Below are 17,764 nucleotides of genomic sequence, written 5' to 3' on the forward strand. Positions count from 1 at the left end.
ATTATAGAGTTACACCCCTGAACATGCAATCTTTTCTCGACTTAAGTCGGGTTTTTTCGTTACCATATTTTCTGACGATAGAGTCAATTGATTTTTATTTTTTTGATCAATTTTGTGCACTTATTACGCATTTATCGGTTTTTGAAGCCAATTTTTGCCACGCTGTTACAAAATTGTCTTCGCCACGCATGCTTTCATCGACCGGTTGGAAAACTACTGGGTTCATTTTTTGGTACTGACTGGCACTCGCTGTCGTTTCAGCCAATAAGCACATTTTATTTTGTGGGCGATTATCTCTTAAATACTTGATTTGGGCTGCAGTCGGAGCAATGTGCGGATCATCCGTTAATGCGCCTGCAAATTTCAAGTTTAAGGCCCGCTCCAAGTATTGATAGGCATCATGATAAGACCAATAGTTCTTGGTTTTGGTTGAACTTTCATATTGTTGAGAAGCCTGCAACATTTGCTGTGAAAATTCTTTGGCATTGGCCATATATTTGGCCCGATTTTCGGGATATTGCTGCGAACGTAAGGTCGCGATAAAAAATGCGATGCGAACTGCATTATTCGGATCCAACCACACATGACTATCTATAGTATTTGGCATAGACGCACCACGCAAATTACGTAGTGGCAAAGTGGTTAAAATACCCGAGTCCAATAAAGCAATCGCTTTACGGTTCGAGCTCAACATTTTTTCCAGTGGCGCTTCATGAGACTTGCCTAACCAGATGACCAATGACGCATCTTGAATCGCTTTACGATGAGCAGGGGTAAGTTGTACATCATGACCACTCTGGTCTTTCAGGAGCAGAACAGGTTGTTCTACTCCATCTGTGACTTGTTTGGCAATCAAATAAATTGGATGTGTTGAAACCACCAAGCTTTGTGTCCAGCCCCATGTGCTTAACATCGAAAACAAGACAAAAACAATTAGGCGGGACATTTCAACATTACTCACGAAATAAAGCATGTTATAATATAACAAAAGTTAAAAAATGCCTATGTCTATTTTAAGATTCATAGCCCGATCGACCACGAGCTTAACTTATATATAGCTAGTTATATTAAATTGCATGTTATGATAGTAAATCTATTGAAATGTCATAAACCTTTATGACCCACTGAAACATCGATAGATTTTACAAAAACAATGAGGTCAATCTATGAGTTCTTGTTCACATGAACATGACAATGCCTTACATGGTGTTCATGGTCATCATGACATTAAAGCGCGACTTGCTGAGGCAGAACTGTTATGTACTGCAACTGGCGCTCGCCTGACACCTTTACGTAAAGAAGTGCTTGAACTCATTTTAAATGCCTCTGGCCCAATGGGCGCCTATGATTTATTGGCTAAAATCAAAGGTCAGGCAGACCGCCCTGCTGCACCACCAACAGTGTATCGTAGCTTAGACTTTTTATTAGAAAAAGGGTTGATTCACAGGCTGACTTCAATTAATGCCTATATTCCTTGTTGTCACCCGCGTGAAGGACATCAAGCCGCGTTTCTCATCTGTACAGAATGTCATTCCGTCAAAGAAGCATCTGCACAAGGGCTGATCCAGCAGCTTGATCAGCTCGCCGCCTCAGACCAATTCTTAGCGCAGCACAGCATTATTGAAATTTCTGGAAAATGTCATCAGTGCAGCACACGCCAATAAGCACTCCACTTATTCAACTGGAGAATATCTCAGTTCGGCGAGACGAACGGGATATTTTGAGAAATGTAGATTTTGCTTTGCAGGCAAAAGAGATTGTGACGCTGATTGGTCCCAATGGCGCGGGTAAATCTACATTAATCAAAGTGCTGCTTGGCATCATGCCCCCCAATAAAGGCAAGATCCACTGTGCTAAAAAATTAAAACTGGCCTACGTGCCGCAAAAGTTTAATCCATCTGCCAGCTTGCCTTTACGAGTACAAGATTTACTGGATCTGGAAATCTGCACAACAGATTTACGTGCAGAGATTATTCGCGACACAGGCATCCAAAAATTACAGGCATCCAAAGTACAGCAGCTTTCAGGTGGTGAACGGCAACGGGTTTTACTGGCTCGCGCCTTACTGCGTCAGCCTGATATTCTCGTCTTGGATGAACCGATGCAGGGGCTGGACATTCAGTCCGAAGCTGAACTGTATGAATATGTACGTAGCTTACCTGAACGTTATGGCTGTGCTGTGCTGATGGTGTCGCATGATTTGCAATGGGTGATGCAAGGGACGCACCGTGTGGTCTGCCTGAACAAACATATCTGTTGCAGCGGTCTACCTGAAAGCATTCAACAGCATCCAGAATACCAAGCCATTTTTGGTACCCAAAGGATGTTCTACCAGCACCATCACAACCACTGTGGCCATAGTGATCATGCTGAACCGTGTTCCCACGATCCACGCCCACACATTCACCCAGAGCCAAAGGTCTAAGCCATGATGGAATGGTTACAACTCCTGTTACCTGCTTGGATCATGGGGTCATTGCTGGTTTTCCTGACCGCTCCACTCGGTTGCCTGATGCTGTGGCGCAGAATGTCTTTTTTTGCCGATACCATGGCACATGGTACCCTGCTCGGTGTGGCAGTTGCAGGTATTCTGAATTTACCGTTCTGGCTCGGTGTAGCCTGCCTCGCCCTATTGCTGGTTGCCCTAATATGGGTGCTGCATGATTCACGCTTACCCAATGATGCACTGCTCGCTTTAAGCTCGGCCACCCTACTCTGCTCTGGCCTACTGTTAATTCAGCAAGTGCCAAGCCTACGCCCGGAATTATTGAGCTATCTATTTGGTGATTTACTCAGTATCGAGTGGTCTGATTTACCCATGTTTGCAGTGGTGATCAGTGCTGCACTGATCGTGCTCTATCGTTCATGGTCAGCTCAGATTCAGATTGCAATTGATCCTGATATTGCGATGAGTGAAGGGGTAAATGCCAACTGGCAACGTCTGGTCTTTATGTTGTTATTGGCATTGTTTACGGTACTGGCGTTACGTGCGGTGGGTTCACTCTTGATGGGCGCGCTGCTGGTCATCCCAGCCCTCAGTGCCCGTTTACTGGCACACTCTCCTAAACAAATGGTGATCTGGGCATTTGTGTTAGCACAGTTTGGCGTTACCGTTGGCTTATGGTCAAGCGCTGCGTTAAATATTGCAACGGGGCTAAGCATCGTTTTATGTATGGCGCTGTGTTTTGCTGCCATTTTTATCGCACAAAAATTTAAAAGCCAGTCACAATCTGCCTAACACGATTTAGGCCGATTGCTGAATTACACTCAATAATAAGGCTGCACCACTAAACATCACGGCAAACCCACGATTTAAATATTTTTGCTGTGTCGGTGAGCGAAGCAGTCTCAACACTTTCGATGCCAGTCCGGTATAGCCCGCCATGACAATCAAATCAATCGTCACCATTGTCATTGCCATGATCAGATATTGCAGCCACTGTGGTCGATTTAAGTCCAAAAACTGCGGTAGAACAGCCAATAAAAATACGATTGCTTTGGGGTTGCTCATATTCACCACAAAGCCTTTAAATACCAAAGCCAAAGCAGATTTATCATTCTGTTCCTGCTGAATCTCAATGTTTTGGATAGGTGCTGTCCACTGCATATAAGCTAGATAGAGCAAATAAATCACACCAAACCATTTCACCACCTGAAAAGCCCAAGGAGTCGTGGCAAATAGGACACCAACGCCCGCAGCGACAATCAAAATTTGTAGAATCAGGGCCACTTGCAAACCGATCGCATTCCAATAGCCATGCTGAAAGCCATAGTTGAGACCACTCGACATTGAGGCAATTGCACCAGCCCCTGGAGAAATACTAATCACCCAGCAAGCCAACATAAAAGCAAACCAAATATGCAAAGACATAGAAGTCGTGTCTGACAAAAACGGAAATTATACCGTTTTATCAAGCTATCATGATGATATTTTGGACAATAAAATTTCATAAATAAGCTACTCAGCCTTCATCACATCAGGCACAATTATTCTTTTTTGTCCCTTAAAAAACAACTAAGGAGATTTTAATGACTGCGCAATCTGTCATTCTTCCACTACCTTCTGACCATGCCCGCTTTATTGTTTTACGTTTAAAAGATTTAAGTGTTGCCGAATTAAAACAACAAATTGAAGTTCTACTTTCAACACGTGATCGCCTGATCACACAGCATCCCAATGACCAGATCAAAACTGCGGTTGCATTTGGCCCTGAACTCTGGTCAAAACTCTATTCTCAAACTCCAGAAGGCTTTAAGCAACTCGATCCGCAACAAGGCGCCTTCAATATGCCTGTAGTTCCTGCCGATGTGTTTATTCATATTGCCAGTGCCCGTGCAGATATCTGCTTTGCCATCAGCCAAGCCTTCTTTCAGGGTATTCAAGATAAAGTTGAGGTTTTGGATGAACGTGCTTGCTTCCGTTTCTTTGATGGCCGTGACATGACCGGCTTTATTGATGGGACGGAGAACCCGCAATTCCCAGATGACCGTGCTGAAGCCGCCCTACTCCCAGAAACAGCCGAAGCTTTTGCCAATGGCAGTTTTATCTTTGCACAGCGCTATGTTCATGATCTGGCAAAATGGCAAATGCTCAAAGTCGATGCGCAAGAGCATGTCTTTGGTCGTACCAAACTAGAGTCAATTGAACTAGATGATGAGATCAAGCCAGAAAACTCACATGTGGCACGTACCGTGGTGGAAGATGATAAAGGGGAAGAAATGGAAATCTTGCGCCACAGCTTGCCTTATGGAGATGGCAAAGGTGAGCAAGGTTTATTTTTCGTCGCTTATACCAACAACCTCAGTATTATTGATGAAATGCTGAAACGCATGTTCGGCACCACAGGTGATGGTATCCATGACCGCTTATTGCATTTCACTACTGCCATTGATGGTGCTTATTATTTTGCGCCAAGTGATGAATTATTAGCACAACTTTTAGAAGACTAAAACACCAAGATGCTATATCTATCAAGGGTATAGCATCTTTAAAACCCAGCTTTAAAACATGAACTTAAAAAGTTTTATAGGAATATGTTAATTCCAGATCAATCCCACTCCCCCTAAGCCGATAAAGTTTGCTATATTGTTCGTTTTTCCGCGACATTTATTTTCGGTAACTATGAATACGGCAATACAAGCAGCTCTTGATCATGCGGTACAAACTCTGCAACAGCAAGGTGTACTTCCTTCAGATTGGACCAACACGAGCCATTTAACCCGTACCAAAGACCGAAGTCACGGAGACTTCGCTTCAAATATTGCCATGATCGGTTCAAAAGCCGCGGGCATGAAACCACGCGATCTTGCTGAAAAAATCCTGGCGGCCCTCCCTGAAGTGGCGGACATTACCAAAGCAGAAATTGCAGGTCCGGGTTTTATCAACTTCTTTTTAAATGCTGATCAGCGCTATGCAGTGCTCGACCAAATTCAAGCGCAAAAAAATGATTATGGTCGCAGCCAAGCCAATGCAGCTAAAAAAATCCAAGTCGAATTTGTATCTGCCAATCCAACCTCTAGTCTGCATGTCGGACATGGTCGTGGTGCAGCCTATGGCATGACTGTTGCGAACTTATTAGAAGCAACAGGTGCATCCGTTGACCGCGAATACTATGTCAATGATGCAGGCCGTCAAATGGATATTTTGGCCACTTCAACTTATTTACGTTATTTAGAATTGACTGGTCAAACTTTAGTTTTTCCTAAAAATGCCTACCAAGGTGACTACGTCAAAGAAATTGCACAAGAAATTATTGATAAAGATGGCAATGCCCACGTTCGTGCCGTTGCTGACATCTATAAAGATGTACCCGAAGATGTTCAATACGCTGAACAACTCGATGCAGAAGGCAATAAAGTTATTCTTTCTGGCGACAAAGAAAAGCACATTGATGGTTTGATCGCAAACTCACAACAACACTTGGGTGCGGACTACCGTGTTTTCCATCAAGCAGCTTTACATGCCATCTTGGATGACATCAAAGATGACTTGGCAGACTTTGGTGTAACCTTTGACAAATGGTTCAGTGAAGACTCCCTGACCAACAAGATTGACGAAGCGCTTGAGACATTAGACCAACGTGGTTACCTCTATGAAAAGGACGGTAATATCTGGTTTAAATCGACCGAGTTCGGTGATGAAAAAGACCGTGTAGTGAAACGTCGTAATGGTCAAACCACTTACTTTGCTTCTGACATTGCTTATCACTTGAATAAATTACAACGTGGCTATACTGACCTGATTGATATCTGGGGTTCAGACCACCACGGGTATATTGCACGTGTGAAAGCAGCGATTGATGCCATGGGTTACGACTCGAAAAAACTGACCGTACTTTTGGTTCAGTTCGTAAGTTTGTGGCGTGGTGGCGAGATGGTACAAATGTCATCTCGTTCAGGTCAGTTCGTGACATTGCGTGATCTTCGTAAAGAAGTGGGGAATGACGCGGCGCGTTTCTACTATGTGATGCGCAAGTCTGAACAACACATCGATTTTGACCTCGATCTTGCCGTCTCACAAAGCAAAGACAATGCAGTGTATTACATTCAATATGCACATGCCCGTATTTGCCGTATGTTAGAAAAAGCAGCCACTACAGGGATCAGTTTTGATGCTGTTGCGGCGCGTGAACAAGCCAACCGTTTAGAACTTGACGCTGAAACAGAAATTTTATCTAAGCTTGCTGCGTATCCAGATATCTTGGTTCGTGCAGCCAATGCCTATGAACCGCACCAGATTGGTAACTATCTGAAAGAATTGGCGGCCTTGTTCCACGCATGGTACAACGAGCATAAAGTATTGGGTGATGATGTGGCTCTGACTCAAGCACGTTTATTGCTTTCAATCAACGTACAGCAAGTTCTACATAATGGCTTAGAATTGCTTGGTGTCTCCGCTCCTGAGACCATGTAAAAAAAGTGAAGCGAAAGCTTCACACATGGTCGCAAGACGAAGGGCTGTGCCCGAAGTAACCATGTAAATAGTGAAGCGAAGCTTCACACATGGCTGCAAGACCGAAAGCTATGCTTGAGGTGGGCTGCAAAAAAGCAAAGCAACGCTTTGCACATCGTCGCAAGACCGAAGGCGATGCCTGAGGTACCGATGTAAGCAAGCCCTCTTTGCATCGGAGGGCTATGCCTAAGGTGAACGGTAATGAGTAAAGCAACGCTTTAAACCCATGTAAACTTAAGCCATCATTGTTAAACAATATGGTAAACAAAGCATTATTTTTAAACATAATGCTTTGTTTTTAAGCAGATTCAAGTTACAAATAAACCAATAGGATCAAGAGGAATTTTCCGGTGTTTGGAAAAACGCAACGTGGTGTATCTGAACGACCAAACAAGCCTAAAAAACCGCTCATTCCAAAGTGGTTAGGAATGCTTGTCGCCATTCTCGCGATTCTATGTGCTGCGGTGATGTTGATGCTTTGGCAACCATGGCAGCCCGTGCCTGCGAAAAATCAGGTGACCTCTGAACATTATCAAGAAGAAAATACCAATAAAGACTACCGTTTTTATGACTTGCTTCCTCAACAGCAAGTAACCCCAATTCCTGAACAAGCGGTACCTGAGACCAAAACTCAAGGAAATGTAGTCATTATTGAATCACCAAAACCACAAACCACCACAACTCAAGAGCCTGATAGCGGAATCAGTGCAACTGAACAACCCACAGCACCCGCACATGCGACCTACATTTTACAGGTTCGCAGCTATCCTGACCCAGACAGTGCCGATGCGCGTCGTGCAGAAATTATTCTAAATGGTTTATCTGCTGATGTGGTGAAAAGCGTTGAAAATGGTCAGACTTGGTACCGTGTATTCTCTGGACCTTACGATAGTCAGGAATCTGCACTGGCCGCACAACAAACCTTGCAACACAGCGGTATTGACTCTATTGTGATTAAACGCTAAGGCAAAAATCCATTAAAAAAGGGAACCCATGGTTCCCTTTTTTAATGCTCAAAATTCTATGCGCATTGCGAATGTAAGGTTTTTTGTTCAGCACGCTGAAAGGCTGGACGTTGTTGAACCCGTTGTACAAAAGCTTGAATATGCGGATATTTACCATGTAAACGATTTTGTATGGCGATCAACGGAAAGGCCATTTGAATATCTGCAAAAGAAAAGTCGCCTGCAAAATAATCATGTTTTGCCAGATAATCTTCAAGATACAAAATATGTTCTTTGACGCGCGGACGCACAAAACCTGCTTTGACACCATCACTAATTTTTTCAGCGATGGGACGAATCACCCAAGGAACATGTTTACTGACATTGTTCATCACCAAAGTCATGACCAATAAAGGCATCAATGAGCCTTCTGCATAATGCATCCAATAGGAATATTGGCGTTGATCAGCAGCTTGTTGCGGTTTAAATTGATGTTGCAGATCATACTGTTGCTGCAAGTAGTCTAAAATGACAGCAGATTCAACAATCACATCGTCACCATCCACTAAAATAGGTGCTTTACCCAATGGATGGATCTGTTTGAGGCTGTTGGGTGCTGAGAAATTGGCTAACCTTTGATAATACTCAACTTGGCAATCCACACCAAGTTCTTCTAATGCCCACAAGATACGGAAAGAACGTGAACATTGTAGGTAATGTAAGGTAATCATTTTTGTGCCTGCTTTTTAGCTGCGTAACCATGGTGTTAGTCCCTCTCACGGTTACGCTTAGAATTTTGTTTTGCCCAAGCACAATAGCACTTTAGTCTTAAAGAATCATGGTCTGAATGTCTAAACTACGTAACAAAGTTTTAGTAACAGGGGTTTTGCTACAGACATTAAGAAGCTTTTCTTTTAAATCCTGTGCAACAGGTTGCTGAAACACAACTCGACGTTCTATACGCTCCTGCTGCTCGCGATTGATATGAAAATCCACCTCAACCTTGAATTCACCTAAATCGATTTCCTTATGCTGCGCATACATACGCAAGGTGATCATGGTACATGAAGCCAAACTTGCGGTGAGGAAATCATAAGGTGCAGGACCTGTATCATGCCCTCCAAACTGTTCTGGTTTATCGGTAAGGAATTGATGCTTGCCACTGTGTACCTCACCCTTCCAAGGTTCCGGCAAAGTCTGGACGGTTGCACTTGCAATCATACTCATTTTGATGCCCTCATTTGATCGGGTAACACAGGTGCTTCCAAACGTTTGCCCTGATAATCTGGAATTTCGCCGAAACGTGCATCATGGTTCAACCAATCTTCACGCGCTTGCTTTAACTCTTCCATCGTTCGGCCTACGAAATTCCACCACAGCAAAATCGGCGATTGAAACGGTTCTCCGCCAATCAGCAACAAACGATGCCCTTGGGTAAGTTCTACCTCAATTTCCGTCAGCCCAGTTTCCAGTACCACCATGTTATCGACAGTAAGTTCATGACCATTAACGCGAGCGGTACCTTCAAGTGCCATAAACGCATATTCAAACTCTGGGTTTAATGGAATACGGGTCTTGGTATCGGCTTGTGCGGTAAGATCTACACCCACTAAAAGCGTATGCACCTGCACAGGTGAAGTTGTGTCGAGGAAATCTCCAACCAGTACGGTAAATTCAACCTGATCTTTATTTACAATTGGTAATTCTGGATAATGCTCAAACTTAGGCGGTATATTCAGTTTGTCATCAGGCAAGGCAATCCATAGCTGAGCAGCGTGCATTTTAGTTTCAGTATCAGGTGCAACTTCAGTGTGTGAAATCCCACGACCAGCAGTCATCAAATTGACCTGTTTCGGACGGATGAGTTGTTTTGAACCCAGACTATCGGTATGCATCATGGTGCCTTCAATCATCCATGTAAAAGTCTGCAAACCAATATGTGGATGCGGCCCCACATCCAGACCATCACCTGCAGGAAAGCTCACAGGCCCAGCATGATCGAGAAAACACCATGCCCCGACCAAGCGCTTTTGTCGACTCGGTAAAGCACGTTTAATCACGGTTCCCTTGCCAATTTCGGCCGAGCGAATAGTAAATTCTTGAATAAATTGATTGATATATGTTTCGCAGTCTTTTGAATCAGAAATATCGTAGTCGTTATTATTGCTCATGATATTGCTCTCTGTTACCTATGCTAATGCAATGAGTTGTTATCTTGATCTTAACAATACATACATTCAGCAATATAGTCTTTTCGTAATACACAGAGTGCTATTCATAGGACAATCCTGATGAAAATTCAAGAAGCGTTGCCCTTCTAGATAATGCCGCCTCATCCAGTTTATGGCTTAGGTTGCATATCCACAATCAGACCTGTTAATCGCCGAACTACGGGCAATAAAATCAACACCAAAGGATAGGCGATCAGCCAGGAAAACATCCATGTCTCTAGCCATATGATCAGAAAACCTGGAATAAAACCTGTCCTCATCCATAGATTAACCAGTGACAGCGTCCCACTCATAAAAAAGGATAGAATCAATGGTAATATCCACATCGCATACTTGGCGGGCAATTTCGCAATCCGCCAAGAGCTTGCTTTCAATTCCTGCATTTTTAGCCTATTTTAATAAAAAAACTCTTTAGTTTATTTTAACAATTTAAAGCTTCGTCGACACCATATATTGCTGATACGCAGAGTGCTATCTATGCAACAACCTGTTGTCGAATCGACAATACCTCTTGTTTTAAATTCGTCTTATTCCAGAAGATCTTGTTGCACCTGCTGTTTTAAATTTTTCATAAACTGACCAAACTGAGGTAAGAACGTTGCGAATAATGGATGATCTTTATTTTCTAACATCACCTCACTAAATAGTTTTAAACCCACTGCAAATGACTTGGTGGTTTGATCATCAAAAAAATCTGCTTTCTTCAAACGTTCGACTATCTCGAAGAGATCGTCATGATTGCCCGTATAAAACTCTAGACGCTCACTATAGGTTGAGACATGCCCTTTCGCATCTTTTAAATGTTGCACCGTGACATGATATTGATGTTGTTTCATATTTCTGCTCCAAGGTGCTGCTCAGCACTCTCTTTGATTTCAACCTCTATCAGATCGACTTTAAATTGATGAAATACCGCAGCCAAAGACTGTACAAACGGTGCCCGCTTGTTTTGTGTTGTAGCTCTGACAACTCGCCCCAACTTATAAACGTCCGATTGCGATGGCGGCCTGATCAATTTTTTCCGCAATTTGATGGATCTGCTCTTGTTGCAAATCCGCGATATTCAGTTTTAAGCGCAATGCCGTCTTGAGGTTCTCCATGGCGCGGTGGATATCAATCAGCTGATCATTATTATGAATTTCACGTCTTAGTCGTAGCTTTTGTAGAAGTGCCAATAGCATGTCTTGCTGCTCTTTTAAATAACTTTCGCCATAGTCGGTGATCTGGTATTGCTTACGTTCGGCATCCAGCAGGCGAATCAAATTCATTTCTTCCAGTGTGGTCAGCGTTGGATAAATCGTTCCTGCACTTGGGCTATAACCATCACCGACCAGATCGCTAATTTCTTTAATAATTTCATAGCCATGTTTGGGGCTTTGCTGAATCAAATGCAGTACCAACAGTTTCATGCGACCTGATTCAAATAAGCGACCACGGCGACCGGCTCGGTGATGTTCTCGATGTAATAAAGCCGCTTCGGCTTCATCATGGGAATGCTCTGATTGATGTTTCATCTGTTATTTTTCTCTATATTTGCTTAATTTACGCATATTAAGATATATCTTAATATATCTTTTATCAAGTTAAGATATAACTTAAATCTTAATGACTTGATATTGAAAGAATTATTTTTCTAAGGAAGGGTTTTAAAAGTTAAGTAATAAAAAGAGCTGCTAAGCGCCCTTCTTTTATTACTAGGTAAGTATCGTAATTGATCAAAAAGAGGTCTATTTACTTCAAGTATAGTCTCAACAGAAACATAAGATATTGATAATAAATATTTTAAGTTAATTTTCCATAATGCCTTTATTTTAATAGCGTAGCTTATCTGTTGTTATAGAACTATCCTAAGCATTATTTTTTAAATCAATTGCTTTTTTTTGCTATACCTATGAATGCTGCAGTTAATAGAATTATAAACCATACATTTTCACTTAGATCATCTCCTCTAAGTGAAAGTAATCCGATAGCTAAAAAGGAGACGTTATAGCTAATAATATTGCTCTTATAAATCGCATTTTTCTGTCATCTTTTGCAATGTCTGGTTTTCGATGCTTAATTGCAAATTCGCCAATAAAAAATAAACCTATTGATATGATTAGAAACCACATATTTCACTTCCCCATTTCTTAATTTTTATAAAATTAGCATAATATGGTTTATGCAGAAAAATCCAAATTTCTTAATTAGCATCAAACATTTAAAATTTCTTTTTAAAAATAAAAAGAGTGCTCAAACACTCTTTTTTACGACTTTGAATATGATTAAAACCGCTTCGTATAGTTCACAAACAAACGGTCTTCACCAAAGTCATTGCCATGTTTGACCTTGTAATCAACACGCAGATATTGAACAGCAAAACCCTTTAAATAAGGCTGCTGAAAGGCATAATTGACCAAGACATTGGATTCAGTTTCATGATTTTTCTCACCATTGGCGGTTTTAAAATCATAACCATAGACATATTTCACCATAGCATTTAACCCTGGTACGTAGTCCTTAAAATCATAGCCGTACATCAGATGATAGGACTTTTCATTCTGCTTAAAAAAGCCTGTGGCATTCCAGTTAATAAAATACAACTCAGGCAAAAAACCATCAGGTAAAGGATAGGCCGATTCACCAACAATCTGTTGATAACCCAAACCAAAGCTCTGATTGTTCACTTTCAACATTTCTAACAGCCCGATATTTTGCGCATCGATCTTAAAATTGTCGCCATCATTTTTGGCATTGAAATATTTAAACTTGGAGTTCAGTGAAAAAGTGGGCTGTTTCCAGGTATGCTCCAGACCGAGATAGTGTTTGTTATATAAATTTTCTAAATTGCCAAAGTAATATTCAGCTTTGAGCGAGGGGGTCAGCTGATAACGTAGGTCAAGATAATTCAGGCCATCGGAATAGGCCGTTTTACCATTCGAGCTGAAGGAGAACTTATGAAAGTTATCTTCATTACGTGGAGACACTTTTGTCACCCGACCCAGTTCAGCATAGAGTTGATCCGAAATCTGTGATTTTAAACTGCTGCCCCAATAGGAGGTAATTAACTGACGACTGGCATCCGAGCTGGTAACAGGCAAGTCCAGCCATAGCTCCCCAACACTCAATAAAGTTTTGCCATAGCCTAGTTTCAGGGTTGCTCCATACTTTGAATAATCAGACGCTTGGGACTGGGTCTGCCGATCAAAAGGCAATACCATATCACTGACGTGTCGATCTGCGCTTAACCGTACTGCATATTGTACCGAAGCATCCGCCCCGATCCGAATTGGCTTGTCTGCGATCACGAAAGGGGTATCGTATAAGTTTGAGGTATAAAACAAAGATACCCCTTGAGACCAACTGCCAAAGTTTTTTGCATTGCTATTGGCATAATCACGGTATAGATAGGCATTCTTCAGGTTAAATTTCCATTCGTCTTGAATGGGCTGGGTGGGGTCAGCTGCCCATACGCCCGAACTTGCCCCAGACATTGGCAGCAAGATACTCAGCGCTACAATTTTCACGTTAAAGTGGTGCATAGAATCAATCATCCTGTGTTGAGCTGCCATGCCATCCACTGGCACAGCGATCTATTTTTATTGGCAATGGCTTGAACTCAGCCGAGAGTTGTCACAACGCTAGGCTGTTCTTTTTTAAGACGTTTAATCAACAACAATGAAACTGCGGCACAAAAAGCGGGAATGGCGAGCAGACTGAGAATAGCAAAGTTAGAAAGATGCAATGACATCAGCCAGCCCCCCATGATCGAACCCACCACAGAACCGGCACGTCCGACCGCATTGGCCCAACTCACGCCTGTTGCACGACAATGGGTGGGATAAAAACTGGAAGAAAAGGCATTGGCACCGACCTGTGACCCACTGATTCCGGCACCGACACCAAACATGGCAAACATCAGCAATACCGTGTTGGCTTGTTCGATTCCCAAACCGAGACAAATCAGAAATAGACCACCAAATGCATAAGCGGTGCTTAACACTTTGGTGGCATCCAGCTTGTCCATCAGCAAGCCCAAGACAATGGCACCAATCGTCCCGCCAATCTGGAAAATCGAGGTGAGCCATGAGGCGTTGGATAAGTTAAAACCGGCGTTGGTCAATAAGGTTGGCATCCAGCTTGAGATCATATAAATAATCAGAAAGCTCATAAAAAAAGTGAACCAGATCAGAAATGTTCCCAAGGCAAAACCTTTGCCGAACAAATTTTTTAAACTCGATTTCGCAACTTCATTTACGGTGGGTACTAAGTGTGGAATCTCGCTGATCCGTGGTGCGATACGACGGATAATGCTTTCAATTTTTTCGGTACTTTTTTGTTTCAGCACAAGAAACCGTAACGATTCAGGCAGTAAATAATATAAAAAAGGGACTGTGCATAAAGGAGCAATCCCACCAATCAGTAAAATGCCATGCCAACCAATATGTGGCAGCAATTGAGCCGACAAAATCCCACCCAAGGCAGAGCCAATGGTAAAACCACAAAACATCATGGTGACCAGATTTGAACGTCGGGAAGTTGGTGCATATTCTGAAGTTAAGGTAATCGCATTGGGTAAAGCACCACCCAAACCTAAACCTGTCAGAAAACGCCAGATAATCAGGGTTTGTAGGTCTGAAGAAAAGGCTGCAAATAGACTGGCGCAACCAAACATGATCACTGAGCCGATCAAAATCGGTTTACGGCCTAATTTATCGGATAACGGTCCAAAAACCAGTGCACCTGCCATCAAACCAAATAAGCCTGCACCAAATAACGGTGCCAGATCGGTGGGTTGTAGTCCCCATTCGGCTTTTAATGCAGGCGCGATAAATCCCACTGCTGCGGTATCAAAACCATCAATTGCAACAATCAAAAAGCACAGCCACATGATTAATTTTTGCAAAGCTGAAAGCGGAATTTCATCGATGAAACTTTGCACATCTATTGTTTTTTGAGACATAACGACTCCTTTTGCCAATACCTTGGCCGATGCAATCCTTAGCAAAGGTGCTCAACTTTATTTGTTCTTCAGCTTGAGCACCTGTTTAAACCACTCAGATCAAGTGCGTTATTTCACATTCACGGTAATGCCAGTCAATCCGGTAATCTCAGCACGCATCACATCACCTCGAACCACAGCACCCACCCCTTCAGGTGTTCCTGTAAAGATCAAGTCGCCTGCTTTGAGTTCAAATAAGGTCGATAGATTGGCAATGGTTTCAGCAACTGACCAGATCAAATGGCTAATATCACTGCGTTGCTCAGTTGTACCGTTGACGGTCAAATGAATATCCGCCTGATTCATTTCACCTGTTTCGGTGATGGGATGAATCGGACCAATCGGCGCAGAAAAATCGAATGCTTTTCCAATTTCCCATGGACGCCCTTTTTCACGCATACTCATTTGCAGGTCACGGCGCGTCATGTCCAAACCCACCGCATAACCATAGATATACTGTGCAGCCTCTTCGACTGAAACATTCTTGGCATCCCGACCAATCGCAACCACCAACTCAATTTCATAGTGATAATTTGAGGTCTCGCTTGGATAAGGAATATCTACCGCCTCTTGATCAACAGGTACAATCGACTCTAAGTCATTCGGTTTGCAGAAAAAGAACGGTGGTTCACGATCTGGATCAAAACCCATTTCACGCGCATGGGCAGCGTAGTTACGTCCGACACAGTAAACTCGACGGACTGGAAATCGTTGATCTGAGCCGTGGATAAACAGGCCTGCTGGTGTCATGGGTTCAAATATAAAGCTCATGGCATATTCCTTATTGATATAGGTGGATCAGCAACTTAAAACGCATCTGCTTGCTGTTCAGGTGCAGCTTTCTGAAATGCTTCAAGCGTCATACAATGCTGATAAATTTCATTAATTTGGGGATAGGCCGATAGGTCGACCTGAAAGCGCTGTGCAGACACTACCTGTGGAATCAAATAGGCATCGGCTAGGCTAGGTTGATTGCCATAGCAGAACTTTTTCCGCGTAGGATCTTGTGCCAAGATCTGCTCTAAAGCCGAAAAACCATCTTGAATCCATTTAGCACACCATGCATTGATCTGGTTCTGATCCAACCCAAGCTGGCGTAAATGTTCCAGCACACGTTTATTGTTTAAGGGATGAATATCACAGCCAATCAACGCTGCAATGGCGCGTACTTTTTCTTTACCCAATGCATCTGCTGGTAACAAAGCAGGCTCTGGATATTGCTGTTCAATCCATTCGATGATGGCTGGACTTTGTAGCAGCAGACCAGATTCAGTTTCCAATACGGGGACAAAACCCTGTGGATTCAATCTCTTAAAGTCCAGCTGTTGATGCTCATTTTTAGCCAGTGAGACATAACTTATCTCATAATCCAAACCCTTTAAATTCAGAGCAATGCGGGTTCGATGCGATGTACCACTACGAAAAAAACTATAAAGTTTCATATACTCGCTCCTCAGCAGCATGTGCTTTCACCACAGCTGAGATTAAAATTATGGACGTGCAGCAGTTCGCTCACGGATTGAATACAGGCCCAACTTACGCTGCAAAGGAGCTTCATCTGCGATAAAGACATAGCATGGCTGTTCGGATGTATTGATTAAATCAATAACAGCAAAACACGGTGCACAGGCGGTATCGGCTTTACTCAAATGAAAATCCTGTTGATCGATCTGGATCGTTAAGCCCCCTTCAATGACATGAAACACCTGTGGGGTGGAACGTAAAGGCAGAGATAGTGTTTCATTCGGACGCAGCAACAGTGCTGAATAGCCTAGAATATGTTGACAATCTTGACCTGTTTCAGGATTGACATAGGCCACTTGTAACGGGTCCTGATAGCCTGCTTTTTTTGCTAAGGCATCCAAGACCTTTTTAGTATCCTTCCACGCATAACGCATCATCGGATATGCGGCATCTTCACGACTAAAATGCGGGGTCGGTACAATACCTGCTGCATATTGGGGGGTAGAACCTTGATTGATCCGATCCACTTCTTGACGACGGCCCTCTTCCACAAAAGAGGCTTCCATATAGTAAACCAGTGGTAAATCAAGGATATCCATCCAGATCACAGGTTGGTCACCATCATGTCCATGCTCATGCCATAACCCAGAAGGGGTGAGGATCATGTCACCATGTTCCATAATGCATTTTTGCCCTTCAACAGTGGTGTAAGCCCCTTCACCTTCAACAATAAGACGTACTGCATTCGGTGCATGGCGATGTGCAGGTGCCCACTCTTTAGGGAGCAGCAGTTGCATGCCTAAATACATGGCTGGACTGACCTTCATATTGTCCAAACCATGCCCTGGGTTAGCGAGTGCCAACACTCGACGCTCTGCCTTTTCGATCGGCGTTAGCTCCCCAGCTTCTAGTAACAGAGGCTTAATCTGATGAAAATACCAAGCGGTTGCAACTGTTTGTGGTCGTGGTTTATTGGGTGGGATAAAGCTTCGTAAATTAGGCCATAACGGCACCAGATTTGACGCATTCAGCTCCTCTCGATAACGTTCGGGTAGCTCTTCTAGCGTGCCTAAAGGTTCCATATGTCATTCCTTTTTCTGCCCATGGAGCACAATAATAATGACGATAATTTCATCAATATTCGGTGTTGGCTCAATGTAACAATCAGGATGTGTTGAATCTATGCACAAAA

Annotated in this window: 19 protein-coding genes; 6 read left to right on the plus strand and 13 right to left on the minus strand. The window is 42.9% G+C overall.

Going from position 1 to position 17,764, the window contains the following annotated elements:
* Positions 1 to 106: 106 nt before the first annotated feature.
* Entirely contained in the window at positions 107 to 946 is an 840-nt protein-coding gene (locus tag NQU59_RS02610; RefSeq protein WP_005240428.1) for a metal ABC transporter substrate-binding protein, read from the minus strand.
* A 220-nt stretch (positions 947 to 1,166) separates the two neighbouring features.
* On the opposite strand from NQU59_RS02610, the gene NQU59_RS02615 reads away from it, so the two are divergent.
* Genes NQU59_RS02615 through znuB form a run of 3 tightly spaced genes read left to right on the plus strand, consistent with a single transcriptional unit; the run spans position 1,167 to position 3,238 of the window.
* Positions 1,167 to 1,664 (plus strand): transcriptional repressor, encoded by a 498-nt coding sequence (locus tag NQU59_RS02615; protein WP_004656533.1) that lies wholly within the window; start codon positions 1,167 to 1,169, stop codon positions 1,662 to 1,664.
* Positions 1,637 to 2,425, plus strand: coding sequence for a zinc ABC transporter ATP-binding protein ZnuC (gene znuC, locus NQU59_RS02620; RefSeq protein WP_257064863.1), 789 nt, complete (start codon positions 1,637 to 1,639; stop codon positions 2,423 to 2,425). Before NQU59_RS02615 ends, znuC begins: the two co-directional genes overlap by 28 nt.
* 3 nt (positions 2,426 to 2,428) lie before the next feature.
* Complete coding sequence (znuB, locus tag NQU59_RS02625) at positions 2,429 to 3,238, plus strand: zinc ABC transporter permease subunit ZnuB (RefSeq protein ID WP_257064866.1); 810 nt, start codon at positions 2,429 to 2,431, stop codon at positions 3,236 to 3,238.
* A 6-nt stretch (positions 3,239 to 3,244) separates the two neighbouring features.
* On the opposite strand, the gene NQU59_RS02630 is transcribed toward znuB, so the two are convergent.
* Entirely contained in the window at positions 3,245 to 3,871 is a 627-nt protein-coding gene (locus NQU59_RS02630) for a LysE family transporter (protein WP_005240433.1), read from the minus strand.
* Between the two features lie 158 nt (positions 3,872 to 4,029).
* On the opposite strand from NQU59_RS02630, the gene NQU59_RS02635 reads away from it, so the two are divergent.
* From NQU59_RS02635 to NQU59_RS02645, 3 genes are all read left to right on the plus strand, one after another.
* Positions 4,030 to 4,950 carry a Dyp-type peroxidase gene (locus tag NQU59_RS02635; RefSeq protein WP_005240435.1) on the plus strand — a complete coding sequence of 307 codons (921 nt, stop codon included), beginning with the start codon at positions 4,030 to 4,032 and terminating at the stop codon, positions 4,948 to 4,950.
* A 172-nt stretch (positions 4,951 to 5,122) separates the two neighbouring features.
* Positions 5,123 to 6,913, plus strand: a complete 1,791-nt coding sequence (gene argS, locus NQU59_RS02640) for an arginine--tRNA ligase (protein WP_257064867.1) — start codon at positions 5,123 to 5,125, stop codon at positions 6,911 to 6,913.
* Positions 6,914 to 7,302: 389 nt separating this feature from the next.
* A complete protein-coding gene (locus NQU59_RS02645) occupies positions 7,303 to 7,917 on the plus strand; it encodes an SPOR domain-containing protein (RefSeq protein ID WP_005240439.1) in 615 nt (204 codons plus the stop codon).
* A gap of 56 nt (positions 7,918 to 7,973) precedes the next feature.
* Here the strand turns inward: NQU59_RS02645 and NQU59_RS02650 are convergent, their stop codons facing one another.
* The 11 genes from NQU59_RS02650 to NQU59_RS02700 all read right to left on the minus strand — a co-directional run bounded on the left by NQU59_RS02650 (position 7,974) and on the right by NQU59_RS02700 (position 17,654).
* The gene (locus tag NQU59_RS02650; protein ID WP_005240441.1) at positions 7,974 to 8,627 is read right to left on the minus strand and encodes a glutathione S-transferase family protein; all 654 of its coding nucleotides are present in this window, start codon (positions 8,625 to 8,627) and stop codon (positions 7,974 to 7,976) included.
* A 97-nt stretch (positions 8,628 to 8,724) separates the two neighbouring features.
* Positions 8,725 to 9,123, minus strand: coding sequence for an OsmC family protein (locus NQU59_RS02655; protein WP_096911044.1), 399 nt, complete (start codon positions 9,121 to 9,123; stop codon positions 8,725 to 8,727).
* Positions 9,120 to 10,067, minus strand: a complete 948-nt coding sequence (locus NQU59_RS02660) for a pirin family protein (RefSeq protein ID WP_257064869.1) — start codon at positions 10,065 to 10,067, stop codon at positions 9,120 to 9,122. Before NQU59_RS02660 ends, NQU59_RS02655 begins: the two co-directional genes overlap by 4 nt.
* A 170-nt stretch (positions 10,068 to 10,237) precedes the next feature.
* Entirely contained in the window at positions 10,238 to 10,510 is a 273-nt protein-coding gene (locus NQU59_RS02665; protein WP_005240447.1) for a DUF2798 domain-containing protein, read from the minus strand.
* 144 nt (positions 10,511 to 10,654) lie between these two features.
* Positions 10,655 to 10,963, minus strand: coding sequence for a DUF3861 domain-containing protein (locus tag NQU59_RS02670; protein WP_096911047.1), 309 nt, complete (start codon positions 10,961 to 10,963; stop codon positions 10,655 to 10,657).
* 144 nt (positions 10,964 to 11,107) lie between these two features.
* The gene (locus NQU59_RS02675) at positions 11,108 to 11,641 is read right to left on the minus strand and encodes a PadR family transcriptional regulator (protein ID WP_257064877.1); all 534 of its coding nucleotides are present in this window, start codon (positions 11,639 to 11,641) and stop codon (positions 11,108 to 11,110) included.
* A 750-nt stretch (positions 11,642 to 12,391) separates the two neighbouring features.
* Positions 12,392 to 13,657 carry an OprD family outer membrane porin gene (locus NQU59_RS02680; RefSeq protein ID WP_373462996.1) on the minus strand — a complete coding sequence of 422 codons (1,266 nt, stop codon included), beginning with the start codon at positions 13,655 to 13,657 and terminating at the stop codon, positions 12,392 to 12,394.
* 68 nt (positions 13,658 to 13,725) lie between these two features.
* Positions 13,726 to 15,069, minus strand: coding sequence for an MFS transporter (locus NQU59_RS02685; protein WP_257064879.1), 1,344 nt, complete (start codon positions 15,067 to 15,069; stop codon positions 13,726 to 13,728).
* Positions 15,070 to 15,177: 108 nt separating this feature from the next.
* A complete protein-coding gene (locus tag NQU59_RS02690; protein ID WP_257064881.1) occupies positions 15,178 to 15,879 on the minus strand; it encodes a fumarylacetoacetate hydrolase family protein in 702 nt (233 codons plus the stop codon).
* 35 nt (positions 15,880 to 15,914) lie between these two features.
* Positions 15,915 to 16,550, minus strand: a complete 636-nt coding sequence (gene maiA / locus NQU59_RS02695; RefSeq protein ID WP_005240459.1) for a maleylacetoacetate isomerase — start codon at positions 16,548 to 16,550, stop codon at positions 15,915 to 15,917.
* A 48-nt stretch (positions 16,551 to 16,598) separates the two neighbouring features.
* A complete protein-coding gene (locus NQU59_RS02700; protein WP_005240461.1) occupies positions 16,599 to 17,654 on the minus strand; it encodes a cupin domain-containing protein in 1,056 nt (351 codons plus the stop codon).
* Positions 17,655 to 17,764: the final 110 nt, after the last annotated feature.

It is taken from the genome of Acinetobacter colistiniresistens (genome assembly GCF_024582815.1).
In the GTDB taxonomy this organism is placed as follows: Bacteria; Pseudomonadota; Gammaproteobacteria; order Pseudomonadales; family Moraxellaceae; genus Acinetobacter.